The organism is Algihabitans sp. (genome assembly GCF_965226985.1).
Taxonomy (GTDB): domain Bacteria; phylum Pseudomonadota; class Alphaproteobacteria; order Kiloniellales; family DSM-21159; genus Algihabitans.
The window spans coordinates 3230860-3246925 of the sequence record NZ_OZ245712.1 but is presented as its reverse complement, the minus strand read 5'-3'; the positions used below and the strand labels follow the sequence as shown (position 1 = coordinate 3246925).

At 65.1% G+C, this 16066-nt stretch carries 13 protein-coding genes; 4 read left to right on the top strand and 9 right to left on the bottom strand.

Features of this window, described 5'->3' with window-relative positions; all coding sequences use genetic code 11:
• Positions 1-4: 4 nt before the first annotated feature.
• From ptsN to ACO054_RS14795, 7 genes are all read right to left on the bottom strand, one after another.
• Entirely contained in the window at positions 5-469 is a 465-nt protein-coding gene (gene ptsN, locus ACO054_RS14825) for a PTS IIA-like nitrogen regulatory protein PtsN (RefSeq protein ID WP_421707361.1), read from the bottom strand.
• 54 nt (positions 470-523) lie between these two features.
• Positions 524-1126, bottom strand: a complete 603-nt coding sequence (hpf, locus tag ACO054_RS14820; protein ID WP_421707360.1) for a ribosome hibernation-promoting factor, HPF/YfiA family — start codon at positions 1124-1126, stop codon at positions 524-526.
• 213 nt (positions 1127-1339) lie between these two features.
• Complete coding sequence (gene rpoN / locus ACO054_RS14815; RefSeq protein WP_421707359.1) at positions 1340-2872, bottom strand: RNA polymerase factor sigma-54; 1533 nt, start codon at positions 2870-2872, stop codon at positions 1340-1342.
• A 10-nt stretch (positions 2873-2882) separates the two neighbouring features.
• On the bottom strand, positions 2883-3617 hold the full coding sequence (lptB, locus tag ACO054_RS14810) for an LPS export ABC transporter ATP-binding protein (protein ID WP_421710370.1): 735 nt from the start codon (positions 3615-3617) through the stop codon (positions 2883-2885).
• 110 nt (positions 3618-3727) lie between these two features.
• Complete coding sequence (locus ACO054_RS14805) at positions 3728-4663, bottom strand: LptA/OstA family protein (RefSeq protein ID WP_421707358.1); 936 nt, start codon at positions 4661-4663, stop codon at positions 3728-3730.
• The gene (lptC, locus tag ACO054_RS14800) at positions 4660-5439 is read right to left on the bottom strand and encodes an LPS export ABC transporter periplasmic protein LptC (protein WP_421707357.1); all 780 of its coding nucleotides are present in this window, start codon (positions 5437-5439) and stop codon (positions 4660-4662) included. Before lptC ends, ACO054_RS14805 begins: the two co-directional genes overlap by 4 nt.
• A 116-nt stretch (positions 5440-5555) precedes the next feature.
• The gene (locus tag ACO054_RS14795; RefSeq protein WP_421707356.1) at positions 5556-6173 is read right to left on the bottom strand and encodes a ribonuclease D; all 618 of its coding nucleotides are present in this window, start codon (positions 6171-6173) and stop codon (positions 5556-5558) included.
• A 281-nt stretch (positions 6174-6454) separates the two neighbouring features.
• Between ACO054_RS14795 and ACO054_RS14790 the strand changes: the two genes are divergently transcribed.
• The gene (locus ACO054_RS14790) at positions 6455-7411 is read left to right on the top strand and encodes a complex I NDUFA9 subunit family protein (RefSeq protein ID WP_421707355.1); all 957 of its coding nucleotides are present in this window, start codon (positions 6455-6457) and stop codon (positions 7409-7411) included.
• Positions 7412-7443: 32 nt separating this feature from the next.
• Here the strand turns inward: ACO054_RS14790 and ACO054_RS14785 are convergent, their stop codons facing one another.
• Complete coding sequence (locus ACO054_RS14785; protein ID WP_421707354.1) at positions 7444-8277, bottom strand: undecaprenyl-diphosphate phosphatase; 834 nt, start codon at positions 8275-8277, stop codon at positions 7444-7446.
• Between the two features lie 510 nt (positions 8278-8787).
• Here ACO054_RS14785 and ACO054_RS14780 point away from each other — a divergent pair.
• The 3 genes from ACO054_RS14780 to gltB all read left to right on the top strand — a co-directional run bounded on the left by ACO054_RS14780 (position 8788) and on the right by gltB (position 15390).
• On the top strand, positions 8788-10245 hold the full coding sequence (locus ACO054_RS14780; protein WP_421707353.1) for an NAD(P)-dependent oxidoreductase: 1458 nt from the start codon (positions 8788-8790) through the stop codon (positions 10243-10245).
• 22 nt (positions 10246-10267) lie between these two features.
• Positions 10268-10789 (top strand): DUF2059 domain-containing protein, encoded by a 522-nt coding sequence (locus tag ACO054_RS14775; RefSeq protein ID WP_421707352.1) that lies wholly within the window; start codon positions 10268-10270, stop codon positions 10787-10789.
• A 68-nt stretch (positions 10790-10857) separates the two neighbouring features.
• Positions 10858-15390, top strand: a complete 4533-nt coding sequence (gene gltB, locus ACO054_RS14770) for a glutamate synthase large subunit (RefSeq protein WP_421707351.1) — start codon at positions 10858-10860, stop codon at positions 15388-15390.
• 102 nt (positions 15391-15492) lie between these two features.
• Here gltB and ACO054_RS14765 read toward each other — a convergent pair whose 3' ends face one another.
• Positions 15493-15999: a ClbS/DfsB family four-helix bundle protein gene (locus ACO054_RS14765; protein WP_421707350.1), complete on the bottom strand. Its 507-nt coding sequence runs from the start codon at positions 15997-15999 to the stop codon at positions 15493-15495.
• Positions 16000-16066 lie beyond the last annotated feature (67 nt).

Here is a 16066-nt window from a genome sequence, read left to right as displayed (position 1 = left end):
GGCCTCAGGCTGCGTGACTGGCGGCGGATTCAGTGAGCAGCGCATAAACCGCATCGGCTGAGTCGGTGCCGCGCAGCTTCTCGCAACTGGCCCGGTCGCGCAGCAGGCGGGACACGCGGGCCAAGGCCTTCAGGTGGTCGGCGCCGGCCGTTTCAGGCGCCAGCAGCAGAAAGACGAGGTCGACCGGCTGTTCGTCGATGGCGTCGAAATCCACCGGCGTTTCCAGGCGCGCGAAGACCCCGTAGAGGCGATCCAGGGCAGCGAGCTTGCCGTGCGGAATGGCGATGCCGTGGCCGACGCCCGTCGTCCCCAGCCGTTCCCGCTCGGTCAAGACCTCGAAGATCGCCCGTTCGGGCTGGCCGGTCAGTTCGCTCGCCTTCTTGGAGAGCTCTTGCAGCACCTGCTTCTTGCTGTTGACCTTCAGGCTCGGAAGTACAGCCTGGGGCGTAAGCAGTTCGCTCAAATTCATCGTTCGACAACCCTCGATCGACACGGGCCCGACAGGACGTGGTTCCTCGGCGCCTCAGGCGCCGCGGTTGCCTCGCGGGTCGACCCAGCCGACGTTTCCGTCACGCCGGCGATAGATCATGTTGAGCCCGCCATGGGCCCGGTTGCGGAACATCAGCGCGGGTTCCTCCGACAGGTCCAGACGCATCAGCGCCTCGCCCACCGTCAGTTCCGGCACCTCGCCTTCCATTTCGGCGATAATCGGCGGAGCGGCATCCTCGCCGCCGGCCGGTTCTTCGTCTTCTTCTTCGTCTCCCGGGGCCGCCAGCACGTATTGCAGTGCCGGAATCCCGGCAAGTTGGGGCGTTCCCTTATGATGGTCGCGTAGCCGCCGCTTGTAGCGGCGCAGGCGCTTCGCCAGACGGTCCGCCGAAGCGTCGAAGGCGGCGTAGATCTCCCCGGCGTCGGCCGAGGCCTGCACCTGGATGCCACGCCCGACATGCGCCTGGACCAGACTGCGATACAGATGTCCTTCGCGCGAAAGCGTCACAACCACCTCGATGGCATCGCCGAAGTACTTCTCGAACACGCCATCTAGTTTTTCGGCCACGTGCTCACGCAGAGCATCGCCGAGGTCAAGCTGTCGACCTTTAACCGACAGGTTTATCTCGCGGTCCACTGGCAACCCTATGTCGTCATTGCGCGGAGGCTCACAAGCGGCCGAAACGTCCCCTACGACCGAGAAAACAGCACCTGCCCCCGACGAAGGCGCGGACCATAATGACGGCCTAAAGGGGCGTCAATAGAACTGGACGAGGGCTATACCCCTTTCTTAACCAAGTATATCGGGGTGCCGCCGCGCGGCTGCAACCGCCCGCTCAGGAACGCAGGGTCAGGAGGCCAGCATGGCCTTCTGCCGGCGGCGCTGCACCGACGAGGGAATGCGCATGGATTCCCGGTATTTGGCGACGGTGCGACGCGCGATATCGATGCCCTCGCCGCGCAAACGATCGACAATCGTATCGTCGGAAAGAATTTTTTGCGGCGACTCCCCATCGATCATCGCGCGAATGCGATGACGGACCGACTCGGCGGAGACTTCGGCGCCATTGGCCCCCGAGACGGCCGTGGTGAAGAAGTACTTCAGCTCGAAGGTGCCGCGCGGCGTCGCGATGAACTTGTTGGCCGTCACCCGGCTGACCGTCGATTCGTGCAGCTCGATGGCTTCCGCCACGTCGCGCAGGACGAGGGGCTTCAGATGGCTGACGCCATGGCGAAAGAAGCCCTCCTGCTGGCGGACGAGTTCGGCCGCCACCTTGATGATCGTGGTCGCCCGCTGGTGCAGCGCCTTGACCAGCCAGTTGGCCGATTGAAGCTGGTCGGACAGGTAGTCCTTGTCCTGCTTGCGCCGGCAGGCACCGGCAACCCGGGTGTAGTAGGCCCGGTCGACCAGGACACGGGGCAGGGTGTCCGGGTTCAGTTCCAGCGACCAGCCTCCGCCCGGCAGGGGCCGCATCAGCACATCCGGCACCACGGCTTCCGCCGGGCCGCTGTCCAGCCCGCTGCCCGGACGCGGATCGAGGCTGCGGATCTCCGCCAACATGTCGGCGAAATCCTCGCTGTCGCAGCCGAGCAGCTTGCGGAGCTTTACGGTTTCACCGGCGGCGATCATCTCGAGGTGGTCCAGCAGACGCGCCATCAGGGGGTCCAGACGGTCCCGTTCCGCTAGTTGCAGGGCCAGACATTCCCGAAGCGTTCTCGCAAAGATCCCGGTCGGTTCGAACCCCTGCAGGATGCGCAGCACGCGCTCGACATCCGCTTCCTCGACACCCAGCTGCTCGGCCGTGTCCTCGAGCGTCACGCCCAGGTAGCCCGACTCCGTCAGTCCGTCGACCAAGGTCAGCCCGATCAGCCGGTCGCCGTCGCCCGTGACCTCCAGATGCAGTTGGGCGATCAGCCGGTCGCGCAGGCTCTCGGTCTGTCCCAGACGCTGTTCGACGTCGCCGAACTCACCGGAGTCGCTGCTGCGTGCTTTGGACAGGGTCGCGGAATCCGCCAGCGGTCCGGGGGCGCCGTCGGCCGGGCCCAGATCGTCGTAGGTCGCCTCCGCATCCAGCGGCGCCTCGCCGTCGCCCGTCAGCACGTCGCTGGAGGCCGTGGCCGCACTGTCCTGGGTTTCGCCGTCCGCCCCGGACTCCGCCGACCGCTCGGCCTGGTCGGGCGCGGAGCGTTCGCGCCAGTCGCCCTCCTCGCTCGCCGGACCGCGTTCGTCGGCACGTAGGAGCGGGTTCTGCTCGATCTCGCTGGCGACGTAGTCCGACAGTTCGAGGTTGGACAGCTGCAGCAGCTTGATGGCCTGCTGCAGCTGCGGCGTCATCACCAGAGACTGGCTCTGGCGGACCTCGAGGCGTTGACTGACGGACATACAAAAAGCGTTACAAACTAAACCTTTCGCCCAGGTAAACTCGCCGCACATCCTGGTGTGCCACGATCTCTTCCGGCAGGCCCTCCATCAGGACGCGGCCGTCGTGGATGATGTAGGCGCGGTCGACGATCTCCAGGGTTTCCCGGACGTTGTGATCCGTGATCAGCACGCCGATGCCGCGGTCGCGCAGATGGCTGACCAGTTCGCGGATGTCGTTGACCGCGATCGGGTCGATGCCGGCCAGAGGTTCGTCGAGCAGAATGAAGTTCGGCTGACTGGCCAGCGCGCGTGCGATCTCGCAGCGCCGCCGCTCGCCGCCGGACAGGGCGGTCGCTGGGGCGCGGCGCAGATGGCCGATACCGAACTCGTTCAGCAGCTCTTCAAGGCGGTGATCGCGCTTGTCGCGGTCCTTCTCCACCGCTTCCAGCACGCCGCGAATGTTCTGCTCGACGGTCAGGCCGCGAAAGATTGAGGCTTCCTGCGGCAGATAGCCGATTCCCAGGCGGGCGCGGCGATACATCGGCAGATCGGTGATGTCGTGCCCGTCCAGCATGACGTAGCCGGTATCGGGCTGCAGCAGGCCCATGACGATGTAGAAGCAGGTGGTCTTGCCGGCGCCGTTGGGGCCCAACAGTCCGACCGCCTCGCCGCGTTCGACGGCAACGGTTACGTCGCGCAGCACGGGCCGTTTCTTGAAGGCCTTGCCGACCGATACCGCCGCCAGGCCACGATTGTCGGCCACCAGTTTCGGCGTCCAAGCGCTCGTTGCCGAGGCTGTGCCGGTCGTCTGACGTCCGTCGGGACCGGAGGCCGGCTCCGGCTGTCCGCCGTTTTGGCTCGGGTCCAGGGGTTCGCTCACTGGGCTCGCTCCTCCCTTTCGGACGGGAATGCCGGGGCACCTCCCGGGGTATCTCCGCCGCCTTCCACCGCTTCGCCGCCGGCCTCCGGCCGTGACGGCAAGGCCGAACCGCCGGTTCCGCGCGGCGTCAGGATGCCTTCGACCCGTCCGCCGACCGTCGGCAGCAAGCGGCTGACGCCGCTAGCGAGATTGACCTCCGCGCGCTGACCGTTCAGCTGCGTCTCTCCCTGGGTGATGCGCACGTTTCCGGCCAGGATCGCTACCTCCTCCTTAACATAGTAGACGGCCTGATCGCCACGGGCGTATTCCTCGGGGCTGGAGATCTCCACGTCGCCAAAGGCGTCGATCTGAGAGATTTCGTTCCGGCCTTCTTCGTTCGGCTGAAGCGTTGCGACCAGTTCGTCGGCCTCCAGTTGCCGCCCGTCGGTCACGACCGTGGCGTCGCCACGCGCGACCGCGATGGGGTTACCCTCGTAGTTCTCCCAGTATTCCAGGCTGTCGCGCGCGGTCACGGTCTCTTCAGCCGTTTCAAGCCGCAGGTCGCCTCCCCGCAGAACGGCGATCTGTTCTTCCACGAAGTAGACGCCGCGATCCGCGTAGGCTGTCTGGTTCGGGGCCGTGATCACGACGTTGCCTTCGGCGAGAATCCGATAGATGTCGCCGCCGCCTCCCTGGGTCGGTGTTTCCGTTTCCGGCCGGTCCTCGCTGTTGCGGTAGAAGGCGGTCAGCACGTCGGCGGCGACTTCCGTGTCGCCCTGGCGGGCCAGGGCGTTCCCGCGTGCGACGTACTTCCGTTCGGACCGCAGCCACTCGATGCCGTCATCCGCGAAGATCTCCAGCGGTTCGCCGCTTCCGGTTGCTAGCCCACCCAAGCTTTGAGCCAAGGCCGGGGCGGCAAGCAAACAGACAACCCAAACCAGCACCACCTTCACGGCGCGGACTCCTGAGAACCGACCCCGCCCTCGGGTCCGGTGTCGGCTCCGGCATCTGGGGCGGTCTGGGCGCCCTCGTCCGTCGGATAGAGCACCAGGTGGGCACGTCCGGTGAAGAAGATGCGGTCGCCCCGTTCCTCGACCCGCAGGCCCTCGGACGTGATCGTCCCGAAACTGCCTTGGCCGAAGGTCGGCAGGCTGCTGGTCGCCAGGTCCGCGGCGAGATCGACCACGGCCTGGTCGGTCTGCAGCTCGTAGCCGTCGTCGTGGAAGATGTTCACGTTGCCGTCGAGCAGCAGCACCTCCTGGCCGCGTTCGTAGACGCCGTGGTCCGCCGTGATCGCCAGCCACTTGCCGACGTCGTCGAACAGGTCAGCGGCCGGTTGCTGCATATCGATGGTCTCCTGCTCGCCCGGATCGATCTGCCGTGCGATGTCCGCCGTGATCATGAAGGGGCGGCGATTCTCGTCGATGCCTTCGTAGCGCGGGTTCACCATCGTGGCTTCCTCGGGCACCGGGGCGCCTCCGAAAGTCTCGATGGCGTCCAAACGGAAGCCACCGGTCCGTTCGATCTGCGGCCAGATCGCGATCAGCAGCACCAATCCCACCGCGACGGCCGGCAGCAGGATCTTCATGGCGCTGACGAATAGGCTGTAGGCGCTGCGCCCCGACAGGCGCGGCGGCGCGACGCGTCGCCGTGCCGGCCGCCTGTTGGCGGCCCGCGAAGCCCCTCGCTCCGACCTGCCCTGCTCTGAACCGCTTTGCGCCATGGCCATGGTACGTTTTTACGCTGCCGATCGTGATCGACGCCAGCCAAACCGGCTGGAGATCCTTATGGACTGTGACAAGGGTGACCTTTCAACAGCTTTCAACCTTTGACTTAATCCCTGCCTCAAGAATGCGCGAAGATGTCGACCTCGTCCCATCCGGCGAGATCGAGCCCCGCTCGTGTAGGCAGGAAGTCGAAGCAGGCTTGTGCAAAAGCCGTTCGACCTTCGCGCTCCAGCATGACGTCGAGCGCCTGCCTGAGCGCATGGAGATGCAGCACGTCGGCCGCTGCGTAGGCGCGCTGCTGCTGGGTCAGTTCGGCCGCCCCCCAGTCGCTCGATTGCTGCTGTTTGGATAGCGAGACGCCCAGCATCTCCTGACAGAGATCCTTCAGGCCATGCCGGTCGGTAAAGGTCCGCACCAGCTTGCTGGCGATCTTGGTACAGTAGACCGGCTGGCAGTCGACCTGCAGCCAGTGCTTCATCACGGCTAGATCGAAGCGCGCGAAGTGGAACAGCTTGAGCACCTGCGGGTCGCCCAGCAGGCGCTGGAGGTTGGGGGCTTGGTAGCGCCCGTCGTTTACCTGGACCAGATGCGCGGTCCCGTCTCCGGATGAGAGCTGGACCAGACAGAGGCGGTCGCGCGGTACCCGCAGCCCCATGGTCTCGGTATCGACGGCGACGACCGGACCGAGATCCAGGTCGTCCGGCAGGTCGCCGTGGTGCAACGTGATTTGCGTCATGGAGGCTCAGGTTCCGCACGGTTGGTTCGGCGCGCCGCACCGAACTGCAGGATGGCTGCGACGGTGCGGCGGCTTGCCAGAGAAGGGTGACGCGAAGATATAGGGTGGCCGTGGGGTGTCAACGCAAGCTCGGCGGTGCTATGAGCGCCGTTCGGATGATCCCCATAGGATGCCTGGCCTTATAGGGTGCCCGGCAGATTCCGGGTGGGGGTACGGACCCGGCGGACGAGTCCGCGGAGGGTCCCGCAATGGGTTTCGGGGCTGAGGAGAAAAGACGGACCATGGCAGGCCAGACGGTCACCATCTTTGGCGGGTCGGGTTTTATCGGCCGCTACGTCGTTGCGCGCTTGGCCGACCGGGGTTGGACCGTCCGCGTGGCGGTGCGCCACCCGCGCCAGGCACAGTTTCTGAAGCCGCTCGGTAACGTCGGCCAGATCGTGGCTGTCCGAGCGCGCCTGCAGAGCGACGCGGAAGTCACGGCCGCCGTCCAGGGGGCAGACGCCGTGGTCAATCTGGTCGGTATCTTGGCCGAGGGCGGAGCCCAGAGCTTCGAGGCGCTTCAACATCTCGGCGCTCAGCGGATCGCCGAGATCGCCGCTGCGGAGGGCATTACACGCTTCGTGCAAATGTCTGCCATCGGCGCCGATCCGGACGCCGAGGCCGAGTACGCCCGCACCAAGGGATTGGGCGAGATGGCGGTGCGGAGTGCCGTGCCGGAAGCCGTGGTTCTGCGGCCCTCGATCGTATTCGGGCCCGAAGATGGCTTCTTCAATCGTTTCGCCGTCATGGCGCGGTTGACGCCGGCGCTGCCTTTGATTGGCGGCGGCCTGACGAGGTTCCAGCCGGTCTACGTCGGCGATGTGGCGGACGCCGTGGTCGCGGGGTTGGAGCGAGAGGCCGCGCGCGGCAAGACCTTCGAGCTGGGTGGGCCGCGCGTCTACAGCTTCAAGGAACTGCTGCAGCTGCTGCTCAAGACCATCCGCCGCAGGCGCTTTCTGGTCCCCGTACCCTGGGCCCTGGCCTACGTTCAGGGCAGCATCCTGCAGCTGCTACCCGATCCGCCGCTGACCCGCGATCAGGTCAAGCTGCTGGAACGCGACAACGTCGTGGCGTCCGATGCGCTTACCCTGGCGGACCTCGGGATCGACGCGCCGCATTCCGTCGAGGTGATCATCCCGACCTACCTGGAGCGCTACCGCCCTGGCGGCCGCTTCGTGCCCCAAACGCCTGAGACTTAGATGGCGCCCGAGACTTAGATGGCGCCTGGGGCCTAGATCACTCCGCCGTAGACCAGGGCGAGCAGCAGCACGCCCAGCAGGATCCGGTAGATGACGAAGGGCGTGAAGCTGGCGCGGCGCAGCCAGGCCATCATCGCGGCGATGGCGATCAGGGCTGCGACGAAGGCCAGTCCCGCTGCGACGGCGGCATCTCGGCCGAGCGAGAGATCCCCGCTTTGATAGAGGTCGAGCCCGGCCAAACTTCCGGCGCCGGCAATCGCCGGGATCGCCAGCAGCATGGAGAAGCGCGCCGCCTCCGACCGTTCGAAGCCCAGAAAGCGCGCGGCCGTCATGGTGATGCCGGACCGGCTGGTGCCCGGTACCAGCGCCAGAACCTGGGTGAGGCCGATGATCGCCGCCTGCGCCCAGCCCATGTGCTCGATGCGGTTGATCAGCATGCCGAAGCGGTCGGCGAAGCCCAGCAGGATGCCGAAGCCCAGGGTGGTCCAGCCGATCACCGCGATGTCGCGGAAGTAGATCAGCACCAGATCCTTGCCGAAGTAGCCGGCGGGAATGATCGGCAGCGAGGCCAGCAGCACGAGCCCCGCCAGACGTGCGCCGGAATCGCGACGGCCGGTGAGCAGGCGCAGCAGGCCAAGCGACATCTGCCAGATGTCGCGCCAGAAGTAGAGGCAAACGGCGGCCAGGGTGCCGACGTGCACGGCGACGTCCAGGTCCAGGCGTTCGGTTTCCGCCGCACGTGCGCCGGCGGCCTGGGTCTGGTCGAAGACTTCCCAGACCAGAACGAGATGGCCGGAGGAGGAGATGGGAAGGAATTCGGTGATGCCCTGGACCACGGCCAGGATGGCGAGCAGCAGAAGCGGCACGGACGGAGGTCTCCCCGGCGCGAGGTTCGCGAAGTCGGCGCCTTCTGATAGCAAGCGTCGCCGTGTCGCCGCTGCCGGAAATTTAATCTCGAATCGGGACTATAAGCAGGTTTCTCCGCTGCAGATTTCTGTGCGCCGCAGCATTTCCGATCTGCGATATTGAATAAAGGTCAACATATATGACCTTTTGGCAGAAAATGAGCTTTCTTCAAGCTTCAAGGTGCGATATATAAGCCCTGAGTGTGCGAGCACGCTCGATAACTGCGCGACGCGTGCCTTGGATCTCAGAGATAGCAGAGATCCGGTCGGCTCGAAGGCGCGGACCGCTACATGGTCGCTTTGCAGGGATGCGAAATCGCATGATGCCTCCCTTCGGAGCGGTCCGCCGCGGCCCGCGCTTTTCTGTCTGTGCGCCCGGGCTGCACCTGCGGTCGCAGCGCGCGTAACGAAAAGGGCGGCAGACGTTCGCCCGTGACCTTTAACGATCCTCGAAGGGGAGAGGGCTCGGCCATGCCGAACCAGATGCTGCAGTTCGTGACCAGGGAGCAGGAGACGCCGCACAAGCGCGGTGTCGAGGCGCGCCGCGCGGACTTCGACGAAATCTACAAGGAATTCGATCCGGCGGCGGCGGCGCAGCAAGCGGCACGCTGCAGCCAGTGCGGCGTGCCCTTCTGTCAGGTGCACTGCCCAGTGCACAACAACATCCCCGATTGGCTGATGCTGACGGCGGAAGGTCGGCTGGAGGAAGCCTACGAGGTCAGTCAGGCGACCAACAACTTCCCGGAGATCTGCGGCCGCATCTGTCCGCAGGACCGTCTCTGCGAAGGCAACTGCGTGATCGAGCAGTCCGGCCACGGCACGGTGACCATCGGCGCGGTGGAGAAGTACATCACCGACACGGCCTGGGAGCAGGGTTGGGTCAAGGCGGTCAAGCCGACCCGCGAGCGCGATCAGTCCGTCGGCATCGTCGGCGCCGGCCCCGCCGGACTGGCAGCGGCCGAGGAACTGCGGCGCAAGGGCTATCAGGTCACGATCTATGACCGCTACGACCGGATCGGCGGCCTGATGATCTATGGCATCCCGAACTTCAAGCTGGAGAAGGAGGTGGTCGAGCGCCGGGCGCGCCTGATCGCCGAGGCGGGCGTGACGTTCAAGCTGAATTTCGAAGTCGGTCGTGATGCCACGCTGGATGAGTTGCGCATCCAGCACGATGCGGTGCTGGTCGCCACTGGCGTCTACAAAGCGCGCGATCTGCAGGCGCCCGGTTCGGGACTGACGAACATTCAGCCGGCAATGGACTACCTCACGGCGTCGAACCGCGAGGGTTTGGGTGATGAGGTGCCGGCCTTCGCGGACGGTACGCTCAACGCCGCCGGCAAGCGGGTCGTTGTGATCGGCGGCGGCGATACGGCGATGGACTGCGTGCGCACGGCGGTGCGCCAAGGCGCCACCTCCGTGAAGTGTCTCTACCGCCGTAACCGCGCCAACATGCCCGGCTCCCAGCGCGAGGTCGCCAACGCCGAGGAGGAGGGCGTCGAGTTCGTCTGGCTCTCCGCGCCGGAGGCCTTCCTGGGCGATGAGACGGTCTCCGGCGTGCGCGCCAGCCGCGTCCATCTGGGTGTGGCCGACGCCACGGGACGCCAGGCCCCACAGGTGCTACCGGACAGCGCCTACACGGTGGAGGCCGATCTGGTGATCAAGGCGCTGGGCTTCGATCCGGAGGACCTGCCCGAACTCTTCCAGGCCGAAGCCCTGGAGACGACCCGCTGGGGCACCCTCAAGGTCAGCTACAAGAACATGATGACCTCGCTCGACGGCGTCTTCGCCGCCGGCGACATCGTGCGCGGCGCCTCCCTGGTGGTTTGGGCGATCCGCGACGGCCGCGATGCCGCCGCCCAGATCGACGGCTACCTGCAGTCCAAGGCCGCCAGCGGCGCCCTAGGCGCGGCAGCCGTGGCCGCAGAGTAGAATCTCTCAGACGGAGGTCGATTTGTTAAGAATTCCGGTCTCGCTTTCGGTGATACCTTTTGCCTTTTTTGCAGTATTTTCCGCGCCTTCATTTGGATCTCAGGATATTGAAAGCAAAATGGAGAAAGCGAGAAAAGTAGCCGAGTTAAGTGGTGTTGTTAATATGTTTTTCTTGCACACAAAAAGAATTGTGGGAAATGATTTAAGGCATTATCACGAAGACTTAAATAGAGAAGGAAGTAATATTCAAAATATTATGTGGGAGCATATATTGCCTGAAATATCTGATTATAAAAATATGTATATCGAGGATGTTGCGGATATTCATTTCGATTTATTCACTGAAGAAGAGCTTGATAGTATGATAGAGTTCTATCAAAGCCATGCTGGAAGGAGAATGATGCAAAGCCAATATATATTAATCGAGAGATTCCAAGAAATAAATTTAATTCATTCCTCGCAAATAAACAATAAAGCGGTTGCTGTGGGTCTTGAATGGGCGCGAGATTATTTTGGAAATTCTGTGGAAGAACATCGGAATTAGGCTTCTAAGGGTCTCGTTTAAGGTTTCCATTGTTTCTGAATTTGCTTTGGCCTGGAGGAAAGAGCGTGATGGGATATCGATCGACAGTTAAGGGACTCCACGCCCAGACTCCCGAAGCCGCCCTGCTGGCCGAGACCGGCCTCTACGATCCGGCCGACGAGCACGATGCCTGCGGCGTCGGCCTGGTCGCCTCGATCGACGGCAAGCCGCGCCGCGACGTGGTGGAGAAAGCGATCGAGGCGCTGAAGGCGGTCTGGCACCGCGGCGCCGTCGACGCCGATGGCAAGACCGGCGACGGCGCGGGCATTCACGTGCAGATCCCGCAGGCTTTCTTCCGCGAGCATATCGAGCTGACGGGTCACCGGCCCGATGCCGGCCAGATCGGTGTCGGCATGATCTTCCTGCCGCGCACCGACTACGGCGCGCAGGAACGCTGCCGCGTTCTGGTGGAGCGCGAGATCCTGCATTTCGGCTACTCGATCTACGGTTGGCGCCAAGTGCCGGTGGACACCAGCGTGATCGGCGAGAAGGCCAACGCCACCCGCCCCGAGATTGAGCAGATCATGATCGCTAACGCGAAGGGCGTGGACCCCCAGCGCTTCGAGATCGACCTCTACATCATCCGCCGGCGGATCGAGAAGGCGGCGGAGGCGGAGTCGATCAAGGACTTCTACATCTGCTCCCTCTCCGGCCGCTCGATCATCTACAAGGGCATGTTCCTGGCCGAGCAGGTCTCGATCTTCTATCCCGATCTGCGCGACGCGCGCTTCGAGTCGAACTTCGCGATCTTCCATCAGCGCTATTCGACCAACACCTTCCCGACCTGGCGCCTGGCGCAGCCCTTCCGGGTGATCGCGCACAACGGCGAGATCAACACCCTGCGCGGCAACGTCAACTGGACTAAGGCGCACGAGTGCCGCATGGCCAGCGATGCCTTCGGCGCCTACGTGGACGACCTCAAGCCGGTGGTCCAGTCCGGCAGCTCCGACTCGGCGGCGCTGGATGCGGTGGTCGAGCTGATGGTACGCGGCAACCGCGACCTGCCGATGGTCAAGACTATGCTGATGCCGGAGGCCTGGAGCGCTGACAGCCCCATGCCCCAGGCTTGGAAAGACCTCTACAGCTATTGCAACTCGGTGATGGAGCCCTGGGACGGTCCGGCGGCGATCTGCGGCTACGCCGGTCGCTGGGTGCTGGCCGGCATGGACCGCAACGGCCTGCGTCCGCTGCGCTACACCATCACAGACGACGGATTGCTGTTCGCGGGGTCCGAGACCGGCATGGTCAAGCTGGACGAGGCCACCATCGTCGAGAAGGGCCGGCTCGGTCCCGGCGAGATGCTGGCCGTCGATCTGGAGGAGGGCCGCTTCTACCACGACGACGAGCTTAAGAACGCACAGGCCGCGCGGCAGCCTTGGGGCGAGTGGGTCAGCGGCATCGTCGAGGCCGACACGGCCTTCGAGGTCGGTGCGGAAACGCCGACCTTCGAGCGGTCGGAGCTGCGCCGGCGCCAGTACGGCTACGGCCTGTCGATGGAGGATCTGGAGCTGATTCTCCATCCCATGGTGGAGACCGGCAAGGAGGCCGTGGGCTCCATGGGCGACGACACGCCGCTGGCGGTGCTGTCCGACCGCTATCGCGGACTGCATCACTTCTTCCGTCAGAACTTCAGTCAGGTCACCAATCCGCCCATCGACTCCCTGCGCGAGCGGCGGGTCATGACCCTGAAGACGCGTCTCGGCAATCTCGGGAACATCCTGGAGGAGCGGGCGGAACAGTGCTCGATCGTCCAACTGGATTCGCCGGTCCTCAGCAACGCCCGCTTCGATGCCCTGCGCGCGCACCTGGGCGCGGCCATGGTCGACATCGATTGCACCTTCGAAGTGGAGGGCGGCGAGGCCGCGCTACGCGAGGCGCTGGAGCGGGTTCAGCGCGCGGCCGAGGACGCCGTGCGCGGCGGCGCGGCGCACTTGGTTCTCTCGGATCGGGAGGTCGGCTTGGACAAGGCTCCGATCCCCATGATCCTGGCCACCGGCGCGGTCCACACCCACCTGATGCGTGAGGGTCTGCGCACCTTCAGCTCGATCAATGTCCGCGCCGGCGAGTGCATCGACGTGCACTACTACGCGGTGCTGATCGGCGTGGGGGCCACGACGGTCAATGCCTACTTGGCGCAGGAGTCCATCGCCGACCGCCACAGCCGCGGTCTGTTCGGCGATATGTCGCTGGAGGAGGCGGTCCGCCGCTACGTTCAGGCCGTGGACGAGGGCCTGCTCAAGGTCATGTCGAAGATGGGCATCTCCGTCATCTCCTCCTATCGCGGCGGTTCCAACTTCGAGGCGGTCGGCCTGTCGCGGACCCTGGTCGACGAGTTCCTGCCCGGCATGCCCAGCCGCCTGTCCGGCATCGGTCTTTCGGGCGTCCAGCAGAAGGTGCTGGAGCTGCACCGCAAGGCCTGGGACGAGGACGTGATCGCCCTGCCGGTGGGCGGATTCTACCGCTATCGGCGCGGCGGGGAGCAGCACGCCTGGGAGGCCGGCCTGATCCACACGCTGCAGGCGGCCGTCGCCACCGACAGCTACTCGACCTACAAGAAGTTCTCCGAAGGCAATGCGAAGCTGCCGCCCTCCGCCCTGCGGGACCTGCTGGGTTTCAAGGTCGACCCAAGCAAGGCGATCTCCGTCGACGAGGTCGAGTCGATCACGGCGATCCGCAAGCGCTTCGTGACGCCGGGCATGTCCCTGGGCGCGCTCTCGCCCGAGGCCCACGGCACGCTCAACATCGCCATGAACCGGATCGGCGCCAAGTCGGACAGCGGCGAAGGCGGCGAGGATCCGAACCGTTTCACGCCCCACGCCAACGGCGACAACGAGAACTCGGCCATCAAGCAGGTTGCCTCGGGCCGCTTCGGCGTGACGGCCGAGTACCTCAACCAGTGCCGCGAGATCGAAATCAAGGTGGCCCAGGGCGCCAAGCCCGGCGAAGGCGGCCAGCTGCCCGGTTTCAAGGTCACCGAGATGATCGCCAAGCTGCGGCACGCGACGCCGGGCGTCATGCTGATCAGCCCGCCGCCGCACCACGACATCTACTCGATCGAGGATCTGGCGCAGCTGATCTACGATCTCAAACAGATCAATCCCGACGCCAAGGTCTGCGTGAAACTGGTCGCCCGTTCGGGTGTCGGCACCGTCGCGGCCGGCGTCGCCAAGGCCAACGCTGACGTGATTCTGATCTCCGGCCACAACGGCGGCACCGGCGCCAGTCCGCAGACCTCGATCAAGTATGCCGGCGTTCCCTGGGAGATGGGCCTGTCGGAGGTTCACCAGGTGCTCACCCTCAACCGCCTGCGGCACCGGGTGAAGCTGCGCACCGACGGCGGTCTCAAGACCGGCCGCGACGTGGTGATCGCCGCCATCCTGGGGGCCGAGGAATACGGCGTCGGCACGGCCTCTCTGGTCGCCATGGGCTGCATCATGGTGCGCCAGTGCCATTCCAACACCTGCCCGGTCGGTGTCTGTACCCAGGACGACCGCCTGCGCGACCGTTTCACCGGCACGCCGGAAAAGGTGGTCAACCTCTTCTCCTTCATCGCCGAAGAGGTGCGCGAGATCCTGGCGGAGTTGGGCGTGCGGTCCTTGAACGAGGTGATCGGCCGCAAGGATCTGCTGGCGCAGGTCAGCCGTGGCGCGCCGCACCTGGACGACCTGGATCTCAACCCGCTGCTGGCGCGCGCGGACAGCGGCGGCCTGCCGGTCTACTGCACGCTCGAGGGCCGCAACGAGGTTCCGGAGTCTCTGGACGCCCAGATGATCGAAGATGCTCGGGCGCTGTTCGAAGACGGCGAGAAGATGCAGCTACAGTACGCGATCCGAAACACCCAGCGGGCAATCGGGACCAAGCTGTCCAGCTATATCGTGCGGAAGTTCGGCATGACCGGTCTGAAGCCGGGTCACATGACCGTCCGGCTGCGCGGTTCGGCCGGCCAGTCGCTGGGCGCCTGGGCGGTGCAGGGTCTCAAGCTGGAGGTCTTCGGCGACGCCAACGACTACGTCGGCAAGGGGCTCTCGGGCGGCACCATCTCCGTTCGGCCGATGACCAAGTCGCCGCTGGCAACCAACGAGAACACCATCATCGGCAATACGGTCCTCTACGGTGCCACCGGTGGCAAGCTCTTTGCGGCCGGCCAGGCGGGCGAGCGCTTCTGCGTGCGCAACTCCGGCGCCGTCGCGGTGGTCGAGGGCTGCGGCTCCAACGGCTGCGAGTACATGACCGGCGGCACCGCCGTGCTGCTGGGGCCGGTCGGCTTCAACTTCGGGGCTGGCATGACCGGCGGCATGGCCTTCGTCTACGATCCCGAAGGTCGCTTCCCGCAGCAGGTCAACCCGGAGTCGGTGATCTATCAGCGGGTCGAGACCGAGCATTACGAGACCCTGCTGCACGAGCTGGTCGCCGAACACGTGCGCGAGACCCAGTCCCGTTTCGCCGAGCGTCTGCTGGTCGATTGGGCGCTGGAGCGCGCCAACTTCTGGCAGATCGTGCCGAAGGAGATGGTCGAGCGGCTGGAGCATCCGATCGGCGCGGGCGCGCTGCAGCGCGCGTAACTCCCGGATCGGTCCGGCCGTCCGGCGTTTCCGGTCTGTCGGTTCCGGTCTGTCGGTTCCGGTCTGTCGATTCAGGTCTGTCGATTCAGGGGCGATCCGCCGTCAGCCGTCGTTCGGCAGGCTGCGCAGGAGCTTGCGAATGAAGGTGTTGGCAGATCGGTAGTGGCTGGCGCCTGAAGCCTCCGCCCAGCGGCCGAGTGTCCAGTCGTTCGTCCAGTCGTAGCGGTGAGGTTCGTACAGCTCCGCCTCGTCGAGGCCGTCGAGCAGCCTTGTCAGCGCTTCGTGCCGCTGTTCGAGGAGCGCCAGCACCTGCGTCCAGGTCTGGTCTCGCGATGCCTGTCTGACCTTGGCGTTGTAGTCCTTCAGCTGGTTCCACTTGTAACCGGGTGCGGGCGTCTGCACCGGCTTGCCCTGCGCGCCGTCGCGATACCAGCCGAGGAAGAGGTCGAGCCAGTGCGCGCGATGCGCGACAGTGTCCTTGATGGAGATCCCGTCTTCGGGGCCCGCCGCAACCGCCGTTCGCGCATCGACGCTCTCGAGCGTTTTCATCAGCTTCCGATACTCCTTGTCGGTCACCGCCAGAAGTTCGTTGCGGCCGGTTGCCGGCATGTCGGTTTCCCTCCTCGTCGCTCCGAGAGATTCGGTTTCGGCGTTTCGAACCCACAGGTGATCTCTG

Coding starts and splice junctions, on each gene's coding strand:
- ptsN (WP_421707361.1), bottom strand. CDS start 469: ATGAATTTGAGCGAACTGCTTACGCCCCAGGCTGTACTTCCGAGCCTG.
- rpoN (WP_421707359.1), bottom strand. CDS start 2,872: ATGTCCGTCAGTCAACGCCTCGAGGTCCGCCAGAGCCAGTCTCTGGTG.
- lptC (WP_421707357.1), bottom strand. CDS start 5,439: ATGGCCATGGCGCAAAGCGGTTCAGAGCAGGGCAGGTCGGAGCGAGGG.
- ACO054_RS14795 (WP_421707356.1), bottom strand. CDS start 6,173: ATGACGCAAATCACGTTGCACCACGGCGACCTGCCGGACGACCTGGAT.
- ACO054_RS14790 (WP_421707355.1), top strand. CDS start 6,455: ATGGCAGGCCAGACGGTCACCATCTTTGGCGGGTCGGGTTTTATCGGC.
- ACO054_RS14780 (WP_421707353.1), top strand. CDS start 8,788: ATGCCGAACCAGATGCTGCAGTTCGTGACCAGGGAGCAGGAGACGCCG.
- gltB (WP_421707351.1), top strand. CDS start 10,858: ATGGGATATCGATCGACAGTTAAGGGACTCCACGCCCAGACTCCCGAA.
- ACO054_RS14765 (WP_421707350.1), bottom strand. CDS start 15,999: ATGCCGGCAACCGGCCGCAACGAACTTCTGGCGGTGACCGACAAGGAG.